The sequence below is a fragment of the Clostridium sp. CAG:43 genome (genome assembly GCF_000434655.1).
GTDB classification, from domain to species: domain Bacteria; phylum Bacillota; class Clostridia; order Lachnospirales; family Lachnospiraceae; genus Otoolea; species Otoolea fessa.
Window position 1 is genome coordinate 240 of record NZ_FR895066.1, and the last position, 20893, is coordinate 21132.

18 protein-coding genes are annotated in these 20893 nt (G+C 50.3%); all 18 read left to right on the top strand.

Features of this window, described 5'->3' with window-relative positions:
- The coding region (locus tag QVO97_RS05160) for a YfhO family protein (RefSeq protein ID WP_288189039.1) at positions 1-1527 on the top strand (1527 nt) is incomplete at its 5' end.
- Positions 1528-1559: 32 nt separating this feature from the next.
- The gene (locus tag QVO97_RS05165; RefSeq protein WP_022359322.1) at positions 1560-2084 is read left to right on the top strand and encodes an adenine phosphoribosyltransferase; all 525 of its coding nucleotides are present in this window, start codon (positions 1560-1562) and stop codon (positions 2082-2084) included.
- A 277-nt stretch (positions 2085-2361) separates the two neighbouring features.
- The gene (locus QVO97_RS05170; protein WP_022359323.1) at positions 2362-4647 is read left to right on the top strand and encodes a RelA/SpoT family protein; all 2286 of its coding nucleotides are present in this window, start codon (positions 2362-2364) and stop codon (positions 4645-4647) included.
- A 68-nt stretch (positions 4648-4715) separates the two neighbouring features.
- Positions 4716-5360, top strand: coding sequence for an MBL fold metallo-hydrolase (locus tag QVO97_RS05175; RefSeq protein ID WP_022359324.1), 645 nt, complete (start codon positions 4716-4718; stop codon positions 5358-5360).
- A complete protein-coding gene (gene hemZ / locus QVO97_RS05180; protein WP_022359325.1) occupies positions 5357-6808 on the top strand; it encodes a coproporphyrinogen dehydrogenase HemZ in 1452 nt (483 codons plus the stop codon). Before QVO97_RS05175 ends, hemZ begins: the two co-directional genes overlap by 4 nt.
- A gap of 148 nt (positions 6809-6956) precedes the next feature.
- Complete coding sequence (gene hisS / locus QVO97_RS05185) at positions 6957-8219, top strand: histidine--tRNA ligase (RefSeq protein WP_022359326.1); 1263 nt, start codon at positions 6957-6959, stop codon at positions 8217-8219.
- A gap of 53 nt (positions 8220-8272) precedes the next feature.
- Positions 8273-10081: an aspartate--tRNA ligase gene (gene aspS, locus QVO97_RS05190; RefSeq protein WP_022359327.1), complete on the top strand. Its 1809-nt coding sequence runs from the start codon at positions 8273-8275 to the stop codon at positions 10079-10081.
- Positions 10082-10438: 357 nt separating this feature from the next.
- A complete protein-coding gene (locus QVO97_RS05195) occupies positions 10439-11116 on the top strand; it encodes a response regulator transcription factor (protein ID WP_022359328.1) in 678 nt (225 codons plus the stop codon).
- Positions 11113-12870, top strand: a complete 1758-nt coding sequence (locus QVO97_RS05200) for a sensor histidine kinase (protein WP_022359329.1) — start codon at positions 11113-11115, stop codon at positions 12868-12870. The genes QVO97_RS05195 and QVO97_RS05200 overlap by 4 nt, the downstream gene beginning before the upstream one ends.
- A 378-nt stretch (positions 12871-13248) precedes the next feature.
- Positions 13249-13968 carry a C40 family peptidase gene (locus tag QVO97_RS05205; protein WP_022359330.1) on the top strand — a complete coding sequence of 240 codons (720 nt, stop codon included), beginning with the start codon at positions 13249-13251 and terminating at the stop codon, positions 13966-13968.
- A gap of 264 nt (positions 13969-14232) precedes the next feature.
- A complete protein-coding gene (locus QVO97_RS05210) occupies positions 14233-14433 on the top strand; it encodes a hypothetical protein (protein ID WP_022359331.1) in 201 nt (66 codons plus the stop codon).
- A 217-nt stretch (positions 14434-14650) separates the two neighbouring features.
- Positions 14651-14962, top strand: coding sequence for a rhodanese-like domain-containing protein (locus tag QVO97_RS05215; RefSeq protein ID WP_022359332.1), 312 nt, complete (start codon positions 14651-14653; stop codon positions 14960-14962).
- 141 nt (positions 14963-15103) lie between these two features.
- Positions 15104-16270, top strand: coding sequence for a THUMP domain-containing class I SAM-dependent RNA methyltransferase (locus QVO97_RS05220; RefSeq protein ID WP_022359333.1), 1167 nt, complete (start codon positions 15104-15106; stop codon positions 16268-16270).
- Positions 16260-17969 carry a lectin like domain-containing protein gene (locus QVO97_RS05225; protein WP_022359334.1) on the top strand — a complete coding sequence of 570 codons (1710 nt, stop codon included), beginning with the start codon at positions 16260-16262 and terminating at the stop codon, positions 17967-17969. Before QVO97_RS05220 ends, QVO97_RS05225 begins: the two co-directional genes overlap by 11 nt.
- 115 nt (positions 17970-18084) lie before the next feature.
- Positions 18085-18684, top strand: coding sequence for an RdgB/HAM1 family non-canonical purine NTP pyrophosphatase (gene rdgB / locus QVO97_RS05230; protein WP_022359335.1), 600 nt, complete (start codon positions 18085-18087; stop codon positions 18682-18684).
- On the top strand, positions 18684-19181 hold the full coding sequence (locus QVO97_RS05235; RefSeq protein WP_107000502.1) for a metallophosphoesterase family protein: 498 nt from the start codon (positions 18684-18686) through the stop codon (positions 19179-19181). Before rdgB ends, QVO97_RS05235 begins: the two co-directional genes overlap by 1 nt.
- Positions 19182-19303: 122 nt before the next feature.
- The gene (locus tag QVO97_RS05240) at positions 19304-19945 is read left to right on the top strand and encodes a DUF3877 family protein (RefSeq protein WP_118524537.1); all 642 of its coding nucleotides are present in this window, start codon (positions 19304-19306) and stop codon (positions 19943-19945) included.
- A gap of 16 nt (positions 19946-19961) precedes the next feature.
- Positions 19962-20822, top strand: coding sequence for an SseB family protein (locus tag QVO97_RS05245; protein WP_022359338.1), 861 nt, complete (start codon positions 19962-19964; stop codon positions 20820-20822).
- Positions 20823-20893: the final 71 nt, after the last annotated feature.

Sequence of the window (20893 nt, forward strand, 5' to 3'; positions counted from 1 at the left end):
TCGTTCAATGTGCTGAATTTTATCTGGCATGGCTTCCATTACCCGAACAGCCTGCCGTGCCGCCAGTCGTTTATCTATATCGCGCTGGTGCTGACGATGTGTTTCCGGGCGTATCTATATCTGGATGAAATATCCAAACGGCAGTTTGCCGGGGTAACGTCCGCCGCGATTGGCTACGTGATTCTGGCAGAAAAGCTGGTGACGGACGATGCGTTTGAGCCAGTTGTCTGGTATGTGGCAGTGGTGCTTCTGCTGCTGTATCTGGGCGTCTTTTATTTCTATCAAAATAAAGAACATTTCGCGTTCACGGCGGCGCTTCTGGCGATGGCGCTGGTAAGTGTGGAGGCGCTTGCCAATATGGCGGCAACGAGTATTCCGACGACGAGCCGGACTGATTATGTGGCAGACAATCAGGATGTTGCAGCGGTGACAGAGCCGCTCAAAAAGACGGAATTTTACCGGATTGATAAAACGAATGCGCGCACGAAAAATGATGGCTCGTGGATGCATTTTCCATCCGTATCTCTGTTTTCATCGGTGGCAAATGCCGGGGTGACGGATTTCTTCAAACAGATGGGCTGCGAAGGTTCGACGAACGCATACAGCATCGTGGGAAGTACGCCGCTGGTGGATTCGTTATTTTCAATCAAATATGCACTCTATGAGGGCAAGCAGGACAATCCGCGCCTGTCGCTCTATGCATTTTCAGGTGACACGTACCTCTATGAGAATCCGTGGACGCTGCCGCTCGGCTTTATCCTTCCGGACATAGTGGAAACGGGCTGGAAGCGCGATCTTTCTTCGCCGGCGGATGTCCAGAACGATTTATCGGATGTGCTGGGCGTGCCGGAGTGCCTGATTTTCACGGACGGGGAGGAGCAGGGGAATCGTTTTTCCTTTACAGCACCGGAAGATGGGGAGTATTATATAAGTGTCGCAAACCGTCAGATTGATTCGGTTAAACTGGATGTCGGCGGGGAGGACCGCAGCATTGATACGTTGAAACGCGGGTATCTGGTGGAAACCGGATATGTGAAGGCAGGCACATTGATTCTGCTGGAGAGCAATGACAGTGCCGGAAGCATGGACGCGAGTGCGTACCGCTTTGACGAAGCCGGGCTGCGTGCGCTCTATGAGCGCCTCAACCAGCATCCATTTGAACTGGAAACATTGGGCGAGGAGGCGATGAAGGGCACGATCGACGCGGGCGAGGGCGGAACGCTGTTCCTCACGATCCCGTATGACGAGGGCTGGACGGTCACGGTGGATGGAAAAGAAGCTATCACGCGTCCGGTCTGGAAGGCATTTACCGGCGTGGAACTGAAGGCGGGAACCCATACGGTGGAACTCAGATATTATCCGCAGGGACTGCATGAGGGACTGCTGATCAGCGGAGGTGCGCTATTTGTGCTGGCGGTGATTGTGGCTTCTATGTATATAAGGAAGAAGAAGCAGGGGAAAACTTCTGCAAAAATGAGAAGAACGGTGGAAAAAGAGCCGGATGGCGATTTGAAACTGAGAAATTGAGATACAAAATTTATAGAAAAGAGGTTAAAATCATGAAAAAGCTGGAAGAATATGTAAGAAGCATTCCGGACTTCCCGGAGCCGGGGATCATTTTCCGCGATATTACTACGATTTTACAGGATGCAGACGGACTGCAGCTTGCGATCGACGGAATCCAGAAATCCTTAGAGGGCGTGGATTATGATATCGTGGTTGGTCCGGAGTCCCGCGGGTTTATTTTCGGCGTGCCGGTTGCATATGCGATGCACAAGGGATTCGTGCCGATCCGCAAGAAAGGCAAACTGCCGTGCAAGACGGTATCTGTAAGCTACGATCTGGAGTATGGCAGCGCGGTTCTGGAGATGCATGAGGATGCCATTAAACCGGGACAGAAGGTAGTTATCGTTGACGACCTGATCGCAACCGGCGGAACGACCGAGGCGATTGTCAAGCTCATCGAGAAGATGGGCGGCGAGGTTGTAAAAATCTGCTGCGTGATGGAGCTGGCAGGCTTAAAGGGACGCGAAAAACTGAACGGATATGCGGTGGATGCCCTAATTACCTATGAGGGGAAATAGATAACAGTTCACGGGTAGGCACTTTTGGAATCGAAAGTGTCGTAAGAAAACGTGGTGGCAGCAGGAATTTGCCGTATTTAAATGCGAAGCCACGGCAAATTCCGTTACTGGGCACGTATGCGTGAACAGTAACAAAATAGTTTGCCGTTGCATTTTTTGTCAAATATTCGTATAATAGGGGTATTCTATATAATATTTTATTTCATTTGCGTGAACCGCTTTCCGGATTCCGAACGGCAGGCGTTTCAGTTATCTACGGAAGGGTCAGGAGGCATATATGGGAAATTTGGATAAAATAAAAAAGCTGGATCAGGAAATTGAAGCGCCGGCGGATTTTACGAGTCCGGAGGTACTGTATAATGAGTTGATTGCCGCCATTCGCAAGTACCATCCGTCGGATGACATCAGCATGATTGAGAAAGCGTACCAGATCGCGTATGACGCACACAAGGACCAGAGGCGTAAATCAGGTGAACCGTATATCATCCATCCGCTCTGTGTTGCGATCATTCTGGCGGATCTGGAGCTGGATAAAGAGACTCTGGTGGCAGGTATCCTGCACGATGTTGTGGAAGATACGGTCATGACAGAGGAGGAGATCACGGCGATCTTTGGCGAGGAGGTAGCACTTTTAGTAGACGGCGTTACCAAGCTGACCCAGATCTCGTGGACGATCGATAAAGTAGAGATTCAGGCGGAAAACCTGCGTAAGATGTTCTTAGCGATGGCGAAGGACATCCGGGTTATCCTGATTAAGCTGGCAGACCGTCTGCACAATATGCGGACGCTTCAATATATGAAGCCGGAAAAACAGAAAGAAAAGGCGCGTGAAACGATGGATATCTACGCGCCTATTGCTGATCGTCTCGGTATTTCCAAGATCAAGACCGAGCTGGATGATTTGTCTCTCAAATATCTCCAGCCGGAGGTTTACAAAGAATTGTCCGAAAAACTGGCGCTCCGTAAGGACACCAGGGAGGCGTTTATCCATAAGATTATGGATGAAGTCAAGAAACATATGGACGATGCGGGCATCGAAGCCAAGGTAGACGGTCGTGTGAAACATTTCTTCAGCATCTATAAAAAGATGGTAAATCAGGACAAGACGCTGGATCAGATCTATGATATTTTTGCGGTCCGGATTATCGTGGAGAGCGTGAAGGACTGTTATGCGGCGCTCGGTGTCATCCATGAGATGTACAAACCGATTCCGGGACGTTTTAAAGATTATATTGCCATGCCGAAACCGAATATGTACCAGTCGCTGCATACGACTCTGATTGGCAGCAGCGGACAGCCGTTTGAGATTCAGATCCGCACCTATGAGATGCACCGTACCGCTGAGTATGGTATCGCGGCACACTGGAAATATAAGGAGAGCGGCAGCAGCAAGGCGGCGATCGACAGCGCCGAGGCAAAGCTTTCCTGGCTGCGTGAGATCCTGGAATGGCAGCGGGATATGTCCGATAATAAAGAGTTCTTAAGTCTCTTAAAGAGTGATCTGGACCTCTTTACGGATGATGTATACTGCTTTACCCCGACGGGCGATGTCAAGAACCTGCCGAGCGGTTCCACCCCGATCGATTTTGCGTATTCGATCCACAGTGCGGTCGGCAACAAGATGGTTGGTGCCCGTGTCAACGGAAAACTGGTCAACATCGATTATGTCATTAAAAATGGTGACCGTGTCGAGATTATTACCTCCCAGAATTCCAAGGGACCGAGCCGCGACTGGCTGAAACTGGTTAAGAGCACACAGGCGAAGAATAAGATCAACCAGTGGTTCAAGAGCGAGCTGAAAGAGGACAATATCTTGCGCGGCCGTGCGCTTCTGGATAAATATTGTAAGGCGAAGGACATCAATTATTCAGAGTTAAATAAACCGGAATATATGGAAAAGGTCATGAAGCGCTATGCGTACCGTGACTGGGATTCCGTTCTGGCATCGATCGGACATGGCGCCCTCAAAGAGGGACAGGTCATCAACAAGATGCTGGATGAGCGCAACAAGAAGTTAAAGAAGGAAGTAACCGACACGACGATCCTCGATAACATGGCGTCGGATGGAAACAAGGTTCCGGTGATCGCAGCCGGGAAGTCGAAGAGCGGTATCGTTGTCAAGGGAATCCACGATCTGGCGGTTCGTTTTTCGAAGTGCTGCAGCCCGGTTCCGGGCGATGAGATCGTCGGATTTGTCACAAGGGGACGCGGTATCTCGATCCACCGGACGGACTGCATCAATGTGATGAATCTGCCGCAGGAAGAGCGTGAGCGCCTGATTGAAGCCGAGTGGCAGCAGCCGGAAGCACAGACGGGCACGGAAAAATACTCCACCGAAATCAAGATCTATGCGAACAACCGCATCGGCATGTTTGTGGATATTTCCAAGGTATTTACCGAGCGCCAGATCGACATTACCTCGATGAATGTGCGTACAAGCAAGCAGGGCAAGGCGACGATCGTCATGACGTTCGATATCCACGGAATTGAGGAATTAAATAAATTATCTGATAAACTCAGACAGATTGAAGGAGTATTAGATATAGAGAGAACTGCCGGATAAGCGGTTCTCTCTATATTTCACAGGTACTTACACCCTGTGAAAGTTTCACATATTATTAGGAGGAAAAGATGGAGATAAAACGGCTGATCGTGGGAATGGTCCAGACGAACTGTTATATTGCGGTGCATCCGGAGACGAAGGAAGCTGTGATTGTCGATCCGGGCGATGAGGCGGCGCGGATCGAGGATGCACTGGCGCAGACCGGAGCGAAGGCCAAGGCGATTCTGCTGACTCATGGACATTTTGACCATGTGACGGCGATGGAAGAGCTGAGACGGGATCTGGGCGTGCCGGTTTATGCCTGTGAGCAGGAGCAGGCGGTCTTGGCGGATCCGGATAAGAACCTGTCCGTCCAGTTTCAGGGCGGCGGTCTGCATCTGAAAGCGGATATGCTTTTGAAGGATGGAGAGACGTTCGAGGCAGCGGGCTACACGTTCCAGATGCTTCATACACCGGGGCATACGGAAGGTTCCTGTTGTTATTATGTAAAATCAGAGAAGGTGCTGTTTTCGGGAGATACCTTATTTGAAGGTTCTTACGGACGCATCGATTTCCCGACTGGAAGCGGACGTCAGATGATTCATTCGGTGGCAGATATCCTTCTGAACCTGCCGGATGATACGAATGTATATCCGGGACACATGGGATATACGACGATCGCCGACGAAAAACAGTACAATCCGCTGGCGGGATACAGGGGGCGCGAAGCATGATAGCGATTTTGTTAAATGACGCGTCCTTTGAACAGGATATCCGTGAGCTCCTGATGGCATTTTATCCGGGCGAGACATTTACGCACAAGGAAGAGGAAGCCGGGGAGGCGGAGCTGATTGTGCGGGGAGTCCGGGACGGAAACTCGTTTTCCCTGGATGTGACGCCGGTGAAGAAAGAAGCCGTTCACTTTGCTTTGATTTATCCGGATTTTTCCAACCGTTTTGAGACGAAAAATGAGATCAAACAGACGTTATACCGTCTTTTGAGTGCCCAGACCGGCAGAGAGCTTCCGTGGGGGACGCTTACCGGCATCCGTCCGACGAAGATTGCGCTCACGAAGCTGTATGATGGATGGACGGACGAGCAGATCGAGACCTATATGCGCGAGACGTATTTCACCAGCAAGGAAAAGATCGATCTGAGCATCGACGTGGCGGAGCGCGAGAGACGCCTGCTGTCCACGATCGATTATGAGAATGGGTACAGCCTGTATGTGGGAATCCCGTTCTGTCCGACGACCTGCCTGTACTGTTCGTTTACGTCGTTTCCGATTGTGAAATGGGAAAAACGGATGGACCTCTACAAAGAGGCGCTTTTTAAGGAAATGGAATATGTGGCGGAGCAGATGAAGGATCGCCCGCTTTCGACCATCTATTTTGGAGGCGGCACACCGACCTCGTTAAATCCGCAGGATCTGGATGAGATCCTGACAAAGGTGGAAGAATTATTCCCGGTGGAACAGGCAGTTGAATTTACCGTTGAGTCGGGACGTCCGGACAGCATCACGCGCGAAAAGCTGCAGGTGCTCCGGAATCACGGCATTTCCCGTATTTCCATCAATCCGCAGACGATGAAGCAGGCGACGCTTGACCTCATCGGACGCCGTCATACGGTGGAGGATGTGAAGGAAAAATTCCTGCTGGCGCGGGAGCTGGGATTTGACAATATCAATATGGACCTGATCGTGGGTCTGCCGGAGGAGACGATCGACGATGTTCGCCAGACAATGGAGGAGATCAAGGCACTCAGACCGGACAGCGTGACGGTGCATTCGCTGGCGATCAAGCGCGCGGCGCGCCTGAATATCTATAAGGAGCGCTACGGAAATCTGAAGATTGTCAATACACAGGAGATGATTGACCTGACCGCGCAGTATGCCGAGGAGATGGGACTGAAACCGTACTATCTCTACCGCCAGAAAAATATGGCGGGCAATTTTGAAAATGTCGGTTATGCGGTTCCGGGCAAGGAATGTCTCTATAATATATTGATTATGGAGGAAAAACAGACGATCGCCGCCTGCGGTGCGGGAACGACCACCAAGGTTTATTTCCCGGCAGAAAACCGGATTGAGAGGGCGGAGAACGTCAAGGAAGTTGAGCAGTATATCGACCGGATCGATGAGATGATCGGGCGGAAAGAGAAGCTGCTTGGACGAAGAGAGTAAAAACGAAAAATTCACAGATACAGGGTGTCAGATGCAGAAAAACACTTTGTAACAGAGAAACATAAAAATCCAGTTTCCAGCATGGAAAAGTGAAGTTTTCTTTGCGCGGGAAATATGGTCGCAGAAAGACATAGAAGGAGTTTGACACATGGCTTTAAAGAAAAAACCAGTTACAGGCATGAAGGATATTCTTCCGGGCGAGATGGAGATCCGGGATTATGTGCTGAATATCATCAAAGATACCTACCGCGGATACGGCTTCTCGGCGATCGAGACTCCGTGCGTGGAGCACATTGAGAACCTGACCAGCAAGCAGGGCGGCGACAATGAGAAGCTGATCTTCAAGATTTTAAAGAGAGGCGAGAAGCTGAACGTCGAGGCAGCACAGACAGAGGCAGATGTTGTAGACGGTGGTCTCCGCTATGACTTAACTCTGCCGCTCAGCCGTTATTATGCAAACAATTCTGCTAATTTATCAGCACCGTTCAAGGCGCTGCAGGTCGGAAGCGTATGGCGTGCCGATCGTCCGCAGAAGGGACGTTTCCGTCAGTTTGTACAGTGTGATATCGATATTTTAGGTGATGCGACAAACCTGGCTGAGATCGAGGAGATTCTGGCGCTTACCAAGGCGCTGAAGCGCATCTGCCCGGACAAGGCATACACTGTCCGCGTCAATGACCGTGCGATCTTAAAGGGCATGGCAGATTACAGCGGATTCCCGGAAAATGAGACCGATAAGGTATTTATCATTCTCGATAAGATGGATAAGATCGGTCTGGAGGGTGTCCGCGAAGAGCTGCTTGCAGAAGGTTATGCGCCAGAGGCGGTTGAGAAATACACCGGACTTCTGGCAGAGATTCAGAACGATGCGGCAGGCGTCCGCGCGCTGGGCGAGAAGCTCTCCGGCGTGATGGATCCGGCAAAGGCAGAGAATCTGGCAACGATCATGGAGACAGTTAAAGCGGTTGCAGACATCGAATTCGGTCTTGAATTTGATCCGACGCTGGTGCGCGGCATGGGCTACTATACCGGAACGATTTTTGAGGTTTCCATGGAAGGCTTCGGCGGCTCGGTTGCAGGCGGCGGACGTTACGACAAGCTGATCGGCAAATTTACCGGCGTCGATACACCGGCGTGCGGATTCTCCATCGGTTTTGAGCGTATCATCACGATCCTGATGGATTCCGGTTTCAAAGTACCGGAGGCAGCCGGCAAGAAAGCATTCCTGTATGAGAAAGGTTTAAGCGGCGAGCAGTTCCGTGCCGTTTTAAAGAAAGCACAGGAAGAGCGCGCTAACGGCACCCGCGTGGCAGTCGCACAGATGAACAAGAACAAGAAATTCCAGAAGGAGCAGCTGGCGAAGGACGGCTACGAGGAGATCGTGGAATTTTACAAAGACAGTTTGAAGTGATTCAGTTTTTGAATTTTTCAGATAAAACTATAATAAACGGAGGAAATACTATCATGGCAGAATCTATGGCAGGACTGAAACGTTCCCATCGCTGTACCGAGCTGGGAACTGCCAATATCGGTGAAAAAGTAACCGTTATGGGCTGGGTTCAGAAGAGCAGAAATAAAGGCGGCATTATTTTCGTGGATCTGCGGGATCGTTCTGGTATCCTGCAGCTGATCTTCGAGGAAGCTGACTGCGGTGCTGAGAGCTTTGCAAAGGCAGAAAAGCTGAGAAGTGAGTTCGTTATCGCCGTAACCGGACGCGTAGAGGCACGTTCCGGTGCAGTAAATGAAAACTTAAAGACAGGTGCGATTGAGATCCGCGCGGATTACCTCCGCATTCTGGCAGAGTCTGAGACACCGCCGTTCCCGATCGAGGAGAACTCCAAAACCAAAGAGGATCTTCGCCTGAAATACCGTTACCTGGATCTGAGACGTCCGGATATCCAGAGAAACCTGATGACAAGAAGCCGCGTGGCTATCCTGACCCGTGCATTCTTAGCAGAGGAAGGCTTCCTTGAGATTGAGACTCCGACTCTGATTAAAAGTACTCCGGAGGGCGCGAGAGACTACCTGGTACCGAGCCGTGTACATCCGGGCAGCTTCTATGCACTGCCGCAGTCTCCGCAGCTGTTAAAACAGCTTCTGATGTGTTCTGGATATGACCGCTACTTCCAGCTGGCACGCTGCTATCGTGACGAGGACTTAAGAGCCGATCGTCAGCCTGAGTTTACCCAGATCGATATGGAGCTTTCCTTCGTTGACGTTGAGGACGTCCTGGATGTCAATGAGCGTCTGTTAAAGAAGCTCTTCAAGGAGATCTGCAATTACGATCTGCAGCTTCCGATCCAGCGTATGACCTGGCGCGAGGCAATGGATCGTTTCGGTTCCGATAAGCCGGATCTGCGTTTCGGCATGGAGCTGAAAAACGTATCGGATGTAGTAAAAGACTGCGAGTTCGTTGTATTTAAGAGTGCACTGGAAAATGGCGGCTCTGTCCGCGGTATCAACGCAGAAGGACAGGGCGCTATGCCGAGAAAGAAGATCGATGCGCTGGTTGAATACGCAAAAGGCTTTGGTGCAAAAGGTCTTGCATATCTGGCAATCCATGAGGACGGTACCTACAAGTGCTCCTTCTCCAAGTTCATGAAGCCGGAAGAGCTGGATGCACTGGTGGCTGCTATGGGCGGTAAGCCGGGCGATCTGCTTCTGTTCGCAGCTGACAAGGATAAAGTTGTATTTGATGTACTTGGAAACTTACGTCTGGAGATCGCTAGACAGCTTGACCTCTTAAAGAAGGATGATTTCAAGTTCCTGTGGGTAACCGAGTTCCCGCTGCTTGAATATTCAGAGGAAGAGGATCGCTACGTAGCTATGCACCATCCATTTACCATGCCGATGGAAGAGGATCTTCCGCTGATCGATACCGATCCGGGCAAGGTACGTGCAAAAGCATACGATATCGTCCTGAACGGTACCGAGATGGGCGGCGGTTCTGTCCGTATCCATCAGGCAGACATCCAGGAGAAGATGTTTGAGGTTCTTGGATTCACGAAGGAGAAAGCACAGGAGCAGTTCGGCTTCCTGTTAGACGCATTCAAATACGGAGTACCGCCGCACGCTGGTCTGGCTTACGGTATGGATCGTATGGTTATGCTGATGGTCGGCGCAGACAGCATTCGTGACGTTATCGCATTCCCGAAGGTAAAAGATGCTTCCTGCCTGATGATGGAAGCACCGTCTCAGGTTGATCCGAAACAGCTGCAGGATCTTTCGATTGGCGTGGTTGAGAGCGAAGAGGCGGAGAAAACTGAAGAATAAAATATAAGATATGGAACAGCCTGAGAAGACTGTGAAATAGAAGCAGACAGGGCTGGATGAGAAATGCAGGGAAATACTGGATTTCGTCGGACGGTCCTGTTTTGCGTGTGAGATGAAAAAGTTCCATTTGTCCTTGGCAACTGAATATATAAATTGCTTGCATTGGGGAGCCCAGGAGGATGGAAAAGGACTCTCTTTTCTATATGTGGTAGAAACTATGAATCTTTTGTGAACCTATGGAATCTCCCACCCGAATCTGCTAAAATACAGACAGATTGAGAATGTAATCAGGATATGACAGCGTGGAAAGAGGTTCTGTCATACACGGCAGAGTAAAATAAATGAGGTGAAGATTTTATGGATAAGATTAAAATACTGGTCGTGGACGATGAGGCGAGGATGCGGAAGCTGGTGAAGGACTTCCTTTCGATTAAAGGGTATCAGGTGCTGGAAGCCGGGGACGGCGAGGAGGCGGTGGATCTGTTTTTCCAGCAGAAGGACATTGCGCTGATTCTTCTGGATGTGATGATGCCGAAGATGGACGGCTGGGAGGTTGTGAAGACGATCCGCAAGTATTCGCAGGTGCCGATCATCATGCTGACGGCGAGAGGCGAGGAGAGCGACGAGCTGCAGGGCTTTAATCTGGGCGTGGATGAGTATATTTCCAAACCGTTCAGTCCGAAAATCCTGGTCGCACGTGTGGAGGCGATCCTGCGTCGCAGCAACGGCGGCAGCCAGGATGTGATCGATGTGGGCGGCATCCACATTGATAAGACGGCACATCAGGTCAGCGTGGATGGAAAACCGGTGGATTTAAGCTACAAGGAATTTGAGCTGATGACGTATTTTGCAGAGAATCAGGGAATTGCGCTTTCGAGAGAAAAAATTCTGAATAATGTATGGAATTATGATTATTTCGGCGATGCGCGGACGATCGATACGCATGTGAAGAAGCTTCGGAGTAAGCTGGGAGAGAAAGGCGAGTACATCAAGACGATCTGGGGCATGGGCTACAAATTTGAGGTAAGCGAATGAAACGTTCGGTCCGATGGAAATTTACAATCATATTTGCCGGGTTGATGACGGTTGCAATCGCGCTTATCTGGTGTATCAATAACTGGTTTCTGTCCGGATATTACCAGAATTATAAGATTCATACGCTGGAAAAGGGATATAGGGCGATTGACGCGATTATCCAGGATGAGGTCCGGAATGGCGAGAGTTCGCTGGAGGACGCACAGGCGGAGCTGAATTCGGGCTGGAAAGAGTACCAGAAATCGAAAGATGGAAGTTCTGATATGGACAGTGCGGATGGCGGTTCGGCTCAGTCTGGTAAAAATGGAACTGGTGATAGGGCTGGCGCTGAGACACAGGATGCGCTGGGGGAATATGCGGAAGGTGACACGGTGGTGCTGGAGGATGACTCGGAGGATGCATCGGCGGATGCACTGGATGGGGAGGAAGCTTCGAGTGGCGGTGTCCGGCTGGCAAATGTGATCCGCGAGCTGCGTGACCGGTCGAATATTTCCCTGCTTTTATATGACAGCGAGAGTGACCAGACACTCGTCTCCTCGGCGCGGGATGTGGAAGTCATGCGTGACCGGGTGCGGCGCTATATCGTCGGTCATGCGGGGGCGAAGCGGGATGTATTGCGGGAATATGACAACTACATGATTCAGAAGACGTTTGACCCGCTCAGCAAGACGTTTTATCTGGAAAGCTGGGGATTTTTCTCGGATAATGCGACCATTTTCATCATGACGATGCCGATGGAGAGCATCCATGAGAGCGCGGCTATCTCAAACCGGTTTCTGATGTTTGTTGGAATCGTGGTAATTCTGGCGGGAAGTATTCTGATTTATTTTATTACCCGGCACATTACGATGCCGATCAAACGGCTGTCGGAGCTGTCGGAAAAGATGTCGAACCTGGATTTTGATGCCCGCTATGAGACAAGCCGCCGCTCGACGGAGGAAATTGATACGCTTGGAAACAGCATGAATGTGCTTTCGGAGCGCCTCAAGACAACGATCGGGGAACTGAAAGAGGCGAATGCACAGCTTAAAAAGGATATTGACGAGAAAGTGCAGATCGATGAGATGCGTAAGGAGTTCATCGCGAATGTGTCGCATGAGTTAAAGACGCCGATCGCGCTGATTCAGGGCTATGCGGAAGGACTCGTCGAGGGCATGGCGGAGGACAAGGAGAACCGCGATTATTACTGCGGCGTTATCATGGACGAGGCTGGGAAAATGAATCGGATGGTGCGCCAGCTTCTGACTTTGACGGCGCTGGAATTTGGCGGAGAACGGCTGTCTGTGGAGCGGTTTGACCTGACGGAGCTGATTGCCAGTGTGATTTCTTCTTCCGGTGTGCTGCTTAAGCAGAATGAGCTGACTGTGGATTTTGACGGGAAGGAACCGGTCTACGTCATGGGCGATGAATTTAAAATAGAGGAAGTCATCACCAATTATCTGACGAACGCGATTCATCATGTGGGCGGCGGGGAGAAGAAGATTCAGATCCGGATTGACCACCGGCGCGATGGAAAAGAGGTCTGCGTGGAAGTGTTTAACACGGGAAATCCGATCCCGGACGAAGCGCTTCCGCACCTCTGGACGAAGTTTTACAAGGTAGATAAGGCGAGAACGCGGGAATATGGCGGCAGCGGCATCGGGCTTTCGATCGTCAAGGCGATCATGGAGATGCACCATAAGGCGTGCGGTGTGAAGAACCATGAGAACGGTGTGGAGTTCTGGTTTACGCTGGACACGGCTGGTGAAAAATAAAATTTTGCCAGAGACAGAATCTTAGAATTATGAAATATGTTTCAGAATCGTGATTTGCATTATATATGAGATGATATAAAAAACACTTGAAAATACAGGGCATTTCGGCAGCCTGGGGCAAAAATATTTTGTCCCAATATGGTTGAAATTCCCTGTATTTTTGCGCTTTTTTGTCGGAAATTAAAATCTTAAATAAATATAAAAGATCCGTCATTTCCTTGACAACGAAAAGAAAAGAAAATATAATAACAATGTAATAAGATTTAATAATTATGTAACATTTAGAACGATAGATAACACCACAGCGATTGGGACTCGATTCTTTTGTTTCAGCAATATCTGCGGGAATCACAAAATCTAATTAAGGAGTTTTGAAGCATGAATTTAAATAGAACAAAGAAACTTTTCAGTATGGTATGCGTGTGCTCAATGCTGACCATTGGCAGCGCGCAGGCAGCTTTTGCGGGGCCGTCTACAGGTTATGAGAGCGACATGGTGGCAACCGTGGCAGCAGACCTTTCGATCTATGCGGATGAGGATGAAAACTCAGAAGTAGTAGCGATGGCTGAAAAGGGCGAGTCCTATGACGTAGTTGGAAAGGCAGATGACAGCTGGATCAAGGTAGCGGCCGGTGAGATGGAAGGCTATTTGAAGGTTCAGAGTAGCGTTATGCTCAGCAAGGCAGAGGAAGCAGCTGCAGTCGCAGATGCATTTGTCGCAGAGCAGAGCAATCTCTCGACCAGAGAGCAGTTAGTCAATTATGCACTGCAGTTTGTAGGTGGACGTTATAAATTTGGCGGCAGCGACCCGCACACAGGGGTTGACTGTTCTGGTTTTACGAAATATGTGATGCAGCACGGTGCCGGTGTGAGCCTGAACCGTTCTTCAACTTCCCAGTCCAAGCAGGGTACAGCAATCAGCGCTGACCAGATGCAGCCGGGCGACCTGATTTTCTACGGAAGCGGAAGAGGTATCAACCATGTAGCGATGTATATCGGCGACGGCAAAGTGGTACATGCTTCAACTGAAAGGACCGGCATCAAGACTTCCCCATGGAACTACCGCACACCGGTTAAGATTGTGAACGTGCTGGGTTAAGAATGAATTTACGAAACATCTGCATGGAACCTTTTCATGAAAAAAGGGTTGGATGCAGATGTTTTTTGATTTCATAGGAAATTGCGTCCGATGAAACAAAAAAATATTACTGGCATAAAAAGTAAGAATTACCCTGCATACTTTCGCAGTAAAATTCCATACTAAGACCTGTAACAAGAAAGTGACGGTTAAGCGGCTGTTCACAGGAAGCCGGAACCGACACGTAGAAAACCTGACAGGGCAGGAATTTAGGAGGAATGACTTATGTCAAGCAAAAACAGTTACAGCAACTATGATAACAGTGCCGAGAAAAACAGCAGCAAAAATGCATCCGAGAACAGCTCTAATTATGGTTCCAACCAGAGCCAGAACCGCATGCAGAACCAGAGCCAGAACCGTTCCAGGAATAGCTCTAAAAACCAGTATCAGGACAAGACAGAGGATGATTACAGCGATTGTGACTGATTAGACAGGTAGATAAGAGAAAAAATAGTGAATGCCGGGAATGCGGAATATCCACCGTTTCCCGGCATTTGTTCGTTTTCTAGCCAATGGAAGAGGCTGCCGCATCTCCTCTGACACCTGTCCGCCGGACAAAGCATATATTAATATTACATAGAGGTAAAAAAGAAATCGGGTTCTGTCAGAAACCGTTTTTGTATAAAATGAGGAGGGATGACGGATGTATCAGACCATACCGGTGCGGTATCTGGACGCGTGGCTGGAGCAAGGGTACACGGGACGGCTGATTGACCTTCGGACGCCGGAAGAATATAATGTGTCTCACCTCTGCGAGGCGGAAAATATTCCGTTTTTATGGCTTCAGGATAACCGGCAGACACTTACAGGTGAACGTCCGCTTCTGTTTTACTGTGCGCGGGGGAGTGAAAGCCTTCTGGTGTGCGGCTGGTATGACCGGATGGGATATGAGGTTTATAATCTGGGCGGCGGTTACCGCTTTTATCAGGGAAAGTATCAGTGCAGCCTGAGATAGACACTTTTGCCGCGGCTTTTCATTGACAGATGCAGACCAGTCAACTAGAATAAAAATGGTAAAGACTGTAATGAAAATAAAAGGGTTCTTTGCATGAAATGATTTGGCAATGAATCCACAGAGAGATAAGAGGAAAAAAGATTGGAACGATATGAACTGATTGCTCCCTGTCATTTTGGACTGGAAGCAGTGTTAAAAAAAGAGGTAGTGGATCTGGGCTATGAGGTTACCGAGGTGGAAAATGGCCGCGTAACCTTTATCGGCGATGCGGAGGCGATCTGCCGTGCGAATATTTTTCTACGGACGGCGGAGCGCGTCCTTTTAAAAGTGGGAAGCTTCAAGGCAGTGACCTTTGACGAGCTGTTTGAGGCGACCCGTGCGATTCCGTGGGAGAAATATCTTCCGAAGGACGGTAAATGCTGGGTTAAAAAGGCGTCGTCTATTTCGAGTAAGCTGTTCAGCCCGTCAGATATCCAGAAAATTATGAAAAAGGCGATTGCCCGTCATATGCAGGAATATTACGATCTGAACCGGATGCCGGAGACGGGCAATGAATATCCGCTGCGCGTCTTTTTCTATAAGGATCAGGTGACAGTCGGTATCGATACGAGCGGCGAGTCGCTGCACAAGCGCGGCTACCGTCAGATGACGAGTAAGGCGCCGATCACGGAAACACTGGCAGCGGCGCTGATTCTTCTGACTCCGTGGAAAGCGGACCGGATTCTGGTCGATCCGTTCTGCGGAAGCGGTACTTTCCCAATCGAGGCGGCGATGATCGCGGCAAATATGGCACCGGGCATGAACCGTTCCTTCCTGTCGGAGAGCTGGACAAACCTGATTCCGAAGAAATGCTGGTACGACGCGATCGATGAAGCGACTGAGATGGTGGATGATACCGTAAAGGTAGACATTCAGGGCTACGATATTGACGGCGAGGTAATCAAGGCGGCGCGGGAAAATGCGGAGAGAGCCGGAGTGGATCACATGATTCATTTCCAGGAGCGCCCGGTGGCGCAGCTGAGCCATCCGAAGAAATATGGCTTTATTATCACAAACCCGCCTTACGGCGAGCGTATCGAGGAGAAAAAGAACCTTCCAGCGCTCTATAAGACGATCGGTGAACGGTTTAAGGCGCTGGATTCCTGGTCGATGTACCTGATTACCGCGTATGAGGACGCAGAGCGCTATATTGGCAGGAAAGCGGACAAGAACCGGAAAATCTACAATGGTATGATGAAGACGTATTATTATCAGTTTATGGGTCCGAAGCCGCCGAGAAGAAAAACGGGGGATCAGGTTGAAGCGTAATGTTTTCTATGGGGCGCTTCTGGTGCTTCTGCTGGGATTTCTGGTACGCGAGAACCGTCTGATTCATATTCCGAAACAGGTGGAAAAGACGGAGGAGAGCGCCGAGTGGCAGCCGGAGTGGTATGAGCAGATGGCCGAGGAGATTAATGACAGCCCGATCACGCTGGAAGTCGATGGAACAATGGTCGATCCGCAGCTTGGAAGCCTCCGAATGTCGCAGGACGGGCAGTTTATGATACCGTATGGGATGCTGCCGGACGCGCTTTCCTGTGCGGCGCTTCTCTACGATGGAAACCGGCTTGTGATGGAGCGCGGCAATACTCATGCGGAGATGACGGTCGGAAGCCCGGAACTTTTGCTTGGGGAGGAGAGCCAGACGATTGCAGCACCCCCAGAGTGGGAAAATGGAATCCTGTATGTGCCGCTTGAGGCGGTGACGGAGGTATTTTCCTATGAAGAAAATTGGGATGCAGAGAACCGGAAAATGGAACTGACCGGGTCAGAGGATCCAGCCACGTTTTTGCCGGAATCCTATGATTACCGGAAGGCTGGCCGGGCACCGGCGGTTAAAAACCAGGGGAGTCTCGGAACGTGCTGGGCGTTTGCATCGGTGATGGCGCTGGAAAGTCGTGTCCGGCCGGAGTGGAATGTCAGCTTTTCGGAGGATCATATGTCCCTCCGGAACAGCTTCCATTTTTCACAGAATGCCGGGGGCGAGTATACGATGTCGATGGCGTATCTGCTGGCGTGGCAGGGGCCGGTGCTGGAAGAAGAGGATCCATACGGCGACGGCTATTCGCCTGACGGTTTAAGCCCTGCTTGTCATGTGCAGGAGATACAGGTGTTGCCGGAGAAGGATTATGAGGCGGTTAAACGGGCGGTTTATCTGTACGGAGGCGTTCAGAGCTCCCTGTATACGGCGATGGTCAGTGACCGCGACGACACGCATTATTACCGGAAAGAGACAGGGGCGTACTGGTATAATGGCGATGAGAAGCCAAATCATGACGTTGTGATCATCGGCTGGGATGACCACTATTCGAGAGATAATTTTAACCAGCCGCCGGAGGGGGATGGCGCGTTTATCTGCGCCAACAGCTGGGGTGGCGAATTTGGGGACGATGGGTATTTTTACGTGTCCTACTATGATACAAATATTGGGATCCACAACATTCTCTATTCTGGAATCGAGTCGGCAGATAATTACGACCACATTTACCAGACAGATCTGTGCGGCTGGGTCGGGCAGCTTGGTTACGGAAAAGAATCGGCATTTTTTGCCAATATTTATACGGCAGAGAAGAAAGAAGAGCTGGAGGCAGTCGGCTTCTATGCAACCGGGGAAAATACATCGTATCAGGTATATACCGTGACGGACGCCGAGGGCAGCTCTCAGTTCGGGCGGCGCAGAAAGGTGGCTTCCGGGGAGGTTGCGAACGCCGGATATTATACGGTTTTGCTGGATAAGACGGTGACGCTGGAGGCAGGCGAACGGTTTGCCGTGATTGTCGAGATCACGACGCCGGGAGCGATTCATCCGGTGGCGATCGAGTACAGTTCGCCGGATAAGGGACTGACGGTCGATTTAAGCGACGGTGAAGGCTATATCAGTTACCGCGGTTCCTCCTGGGAGCGCGTGGAGACGGAGCAAAACTGCAATGTGTGTTTGAAAGCGTATACGAGGAATGTGGATTCCTAGAATTGATTGCTGGCACGGATGTGAAGGTATGGCGGAAGCCGTTTTTGAAGAACGGTGATTCGGAATGTCGGGATATGAAAAGCCATGATGTTTGAGGATAAAGGAGCGAGGAAAAGTGAGCGAGAAAATTATATTTGCGACGGGAAATGCGGGAAAGCTGAAAGAGATCCGTGAGATTTTAAAGGATTTAAACCGTGAGATTGTTACGATGCGCGAGGCTGGATTTGAAGGCGAGATCGAGGAAAATGGAACCACCTTCCGCGAGAATGCAGAGATCAAGGCGAAGGCAGTCTGGGAGAAGACGGGCGGCATTGTGCTGGCAGATGATTCTGGACTGGTGATAGATTATTTAAACGGCGAGCCGGGCGTTTATTCAGCGCGGTATTTAGGGGACACACCGTATGAGGAAAAGAACCGGATTCTGATTGAGCGCGTGAAGGATGCAAAAGGAAAAGAGCGGAGCGCCCGTTTTATGTGCAATATCGCGGCAGTGCTGCCGGATGGCAGAGTGCTTCACACAGAAGCGGCGATGGAGGGCGAGATTGCAAAGAAAGCGGCTGGAAACGGCGGATTTGGATATGATCCGATTCTCTGGCTGCCGGAGTACGGCAAAACGTCAGCAGAGCTCACGATGGAGGAGAAAAACCGTATCAGCCACCGGGGCAAGGCGCTGGAGCGGATGAAGGATGCGCTGAAGGAGGCGCTTGGCGAGTGATGAAAAAGATATTAATTACAAGCGACACCCACCGTCGGGATGGTAATCTGCTGGAAGTCATCCAGAATGAAGCACCGTTTGACATGTTCATTCATCTGGGTGACGCCGAGGGAAGTGAGGACATGATTACGTCGTGGTGTAAGGAGCAGAACCCGGACTGCGAAGTCTATATGGTGCTGGGAAATAATGATTTTTTCTCCCATCTGGACCGCGAGAAGGAGATTTCGATTGGAAAATACCGCGCATTTCTGACCCACGGTCATTTTTATAGCGTATCGGTTGGGACGGAGCGTCTGATCGATGAGGCACAGGATCGCGGCGTGCAGATTGCGATGTTTGGACATACCCACAAGCCGTATCTGGAGCGGCGCGGGGATCTGACTGTGTTGAATCCGGGCAGTCTTTCGTTTCCGCGCCAGGAGGGCAGACGCCCGAGCTACATGCTCATGGATCTGGATGACGAGGGCGAGGCGCATTTTACGACCTGCTATTTGTAGAGGTCTGTTACTGGGCACATATGCGTGTCACTGTTCACGTATACGTGCCCAGTAACTATGCGTGAACAGAAACCGAAAAAGCAAATATCCGCATATTGACGCATTTTCGGTAAATTGTTATAATGAGAGAGATTGTGAAAAAGGTACTTATCAATGATTCAATCGACCCAATAAAGATGCCGGGGACGGAGGTTTCGTTTCCGAGGCAGGAGTATGACATGAAACTGGAAGCTTTAATTCAAAATATGACGGATCAGATCAAAGAGGCGCAGCTAAAACTTGGTTATGCCAGGGAGACGATGCGCCTTTATTATCCGCTTTCTTCCCTGAATGCGATGCTGGAGATGCAGGAGACGGATATCCGGGAGCTGGCGAAGAAGATACGGCATGAGCTGGAGGCGAAGAAGGAGAAAATGGGAGATACCCAGATTCGGATCCACGCCGATCGGATCGTCTTTACGATCCCGCCGGATTTTGTGGAGTATGTCCATGAGCAGGTGCCGGAACCGCCGTTTTTAAAAGAGCTGATCCAGTTGTTTCGGGAAAAGCACGCCTGCACAAAGGAAGAGATTACCGCTGTGTTTGAAAAATTCGGCGCGTATGAGTGCCGGCAGATGCCGGACGGCATGGATTTTGATTATGTCATTTATTTTACAGACAGCAGCATCGATGCATATGATTACTGCATCCGTGAGGAGATGGGGCACACGATTTACCACCGATTTGCACGGGCTGATTTTGAGGCATTGATGACGATTCAATAAAAAGGAGATTAGACGGATGGAAAACGAGACAAAGCAGACAAATACGAATGAACAGGAGCCGGATATCTTCGCACAGAAGTTAAGAGAGGCAGATTCCTTATATGCCATTCTTTCCGGATGTACGAAAGAGCCGTATGTATACTGTGATCCGGAAACAATGGATGATGCCATCCTGCTGTTTACGGACGAAGAGGGCGCAAAGGCAGGCGCACAGAAGCTGGCAGAGCAGCAGATTCCGGTAGGAATCGCGAAGGTAGACAGAAAGAGCCTTCTGCTTTTCTATACCAGCCTTTACACGATGGGTGTCAATGCTATTCAGGTACACGTGGGCGAGGAGCAGAAGATGATTCAGCTGACCGAGTTTGTAAGACGCAAAGACCCGGAGGAGAGCAAGAATGGAAAAGTCTGGGTGGAGAACCCGGAGCTGCACCTGACGATGCTTTACTATATGCAGGATCTGCGCCGTCAGCCAAATCAGGAGATTACGCCGGAATTAAACGATTTACAGGAGGAGATCGGCGCGCACTTCACGAAGGGCCGCTATATCGTGCCGCTTCCAGAGGAAGGAAATGGCATTCCGCTGGTTAAATTAAAGAGCGGAGATATTTTCCAGCCGATCTTTACGGATGTGATCGAGTTCCAGCGTTTCAACCGTGAGAAGAAATTCCGCCCGGTTGTCGTAGATGCGCTCAAGCTGGCTCAGGTACTCCCGGAGGAGGCAAAGGGCATCGTTCTCAATCCGCTGGGCGTTAATATGCCGCTGACTGTACAGAAAGTAAAGAAGCAGCCGGAAGCACCGGTCCAGAAGCCGGTATCCGTAGAGGCACAGATCGACGCAGCTATCCGCGAGGTTCAGGCAGAGGCTGGACGGGAGTAGGAAAGGAAAGAGTATATGTATCAGGCAGCAGACGCAAGATATGATGGAATGACCTACAACCGCTGCGGCAG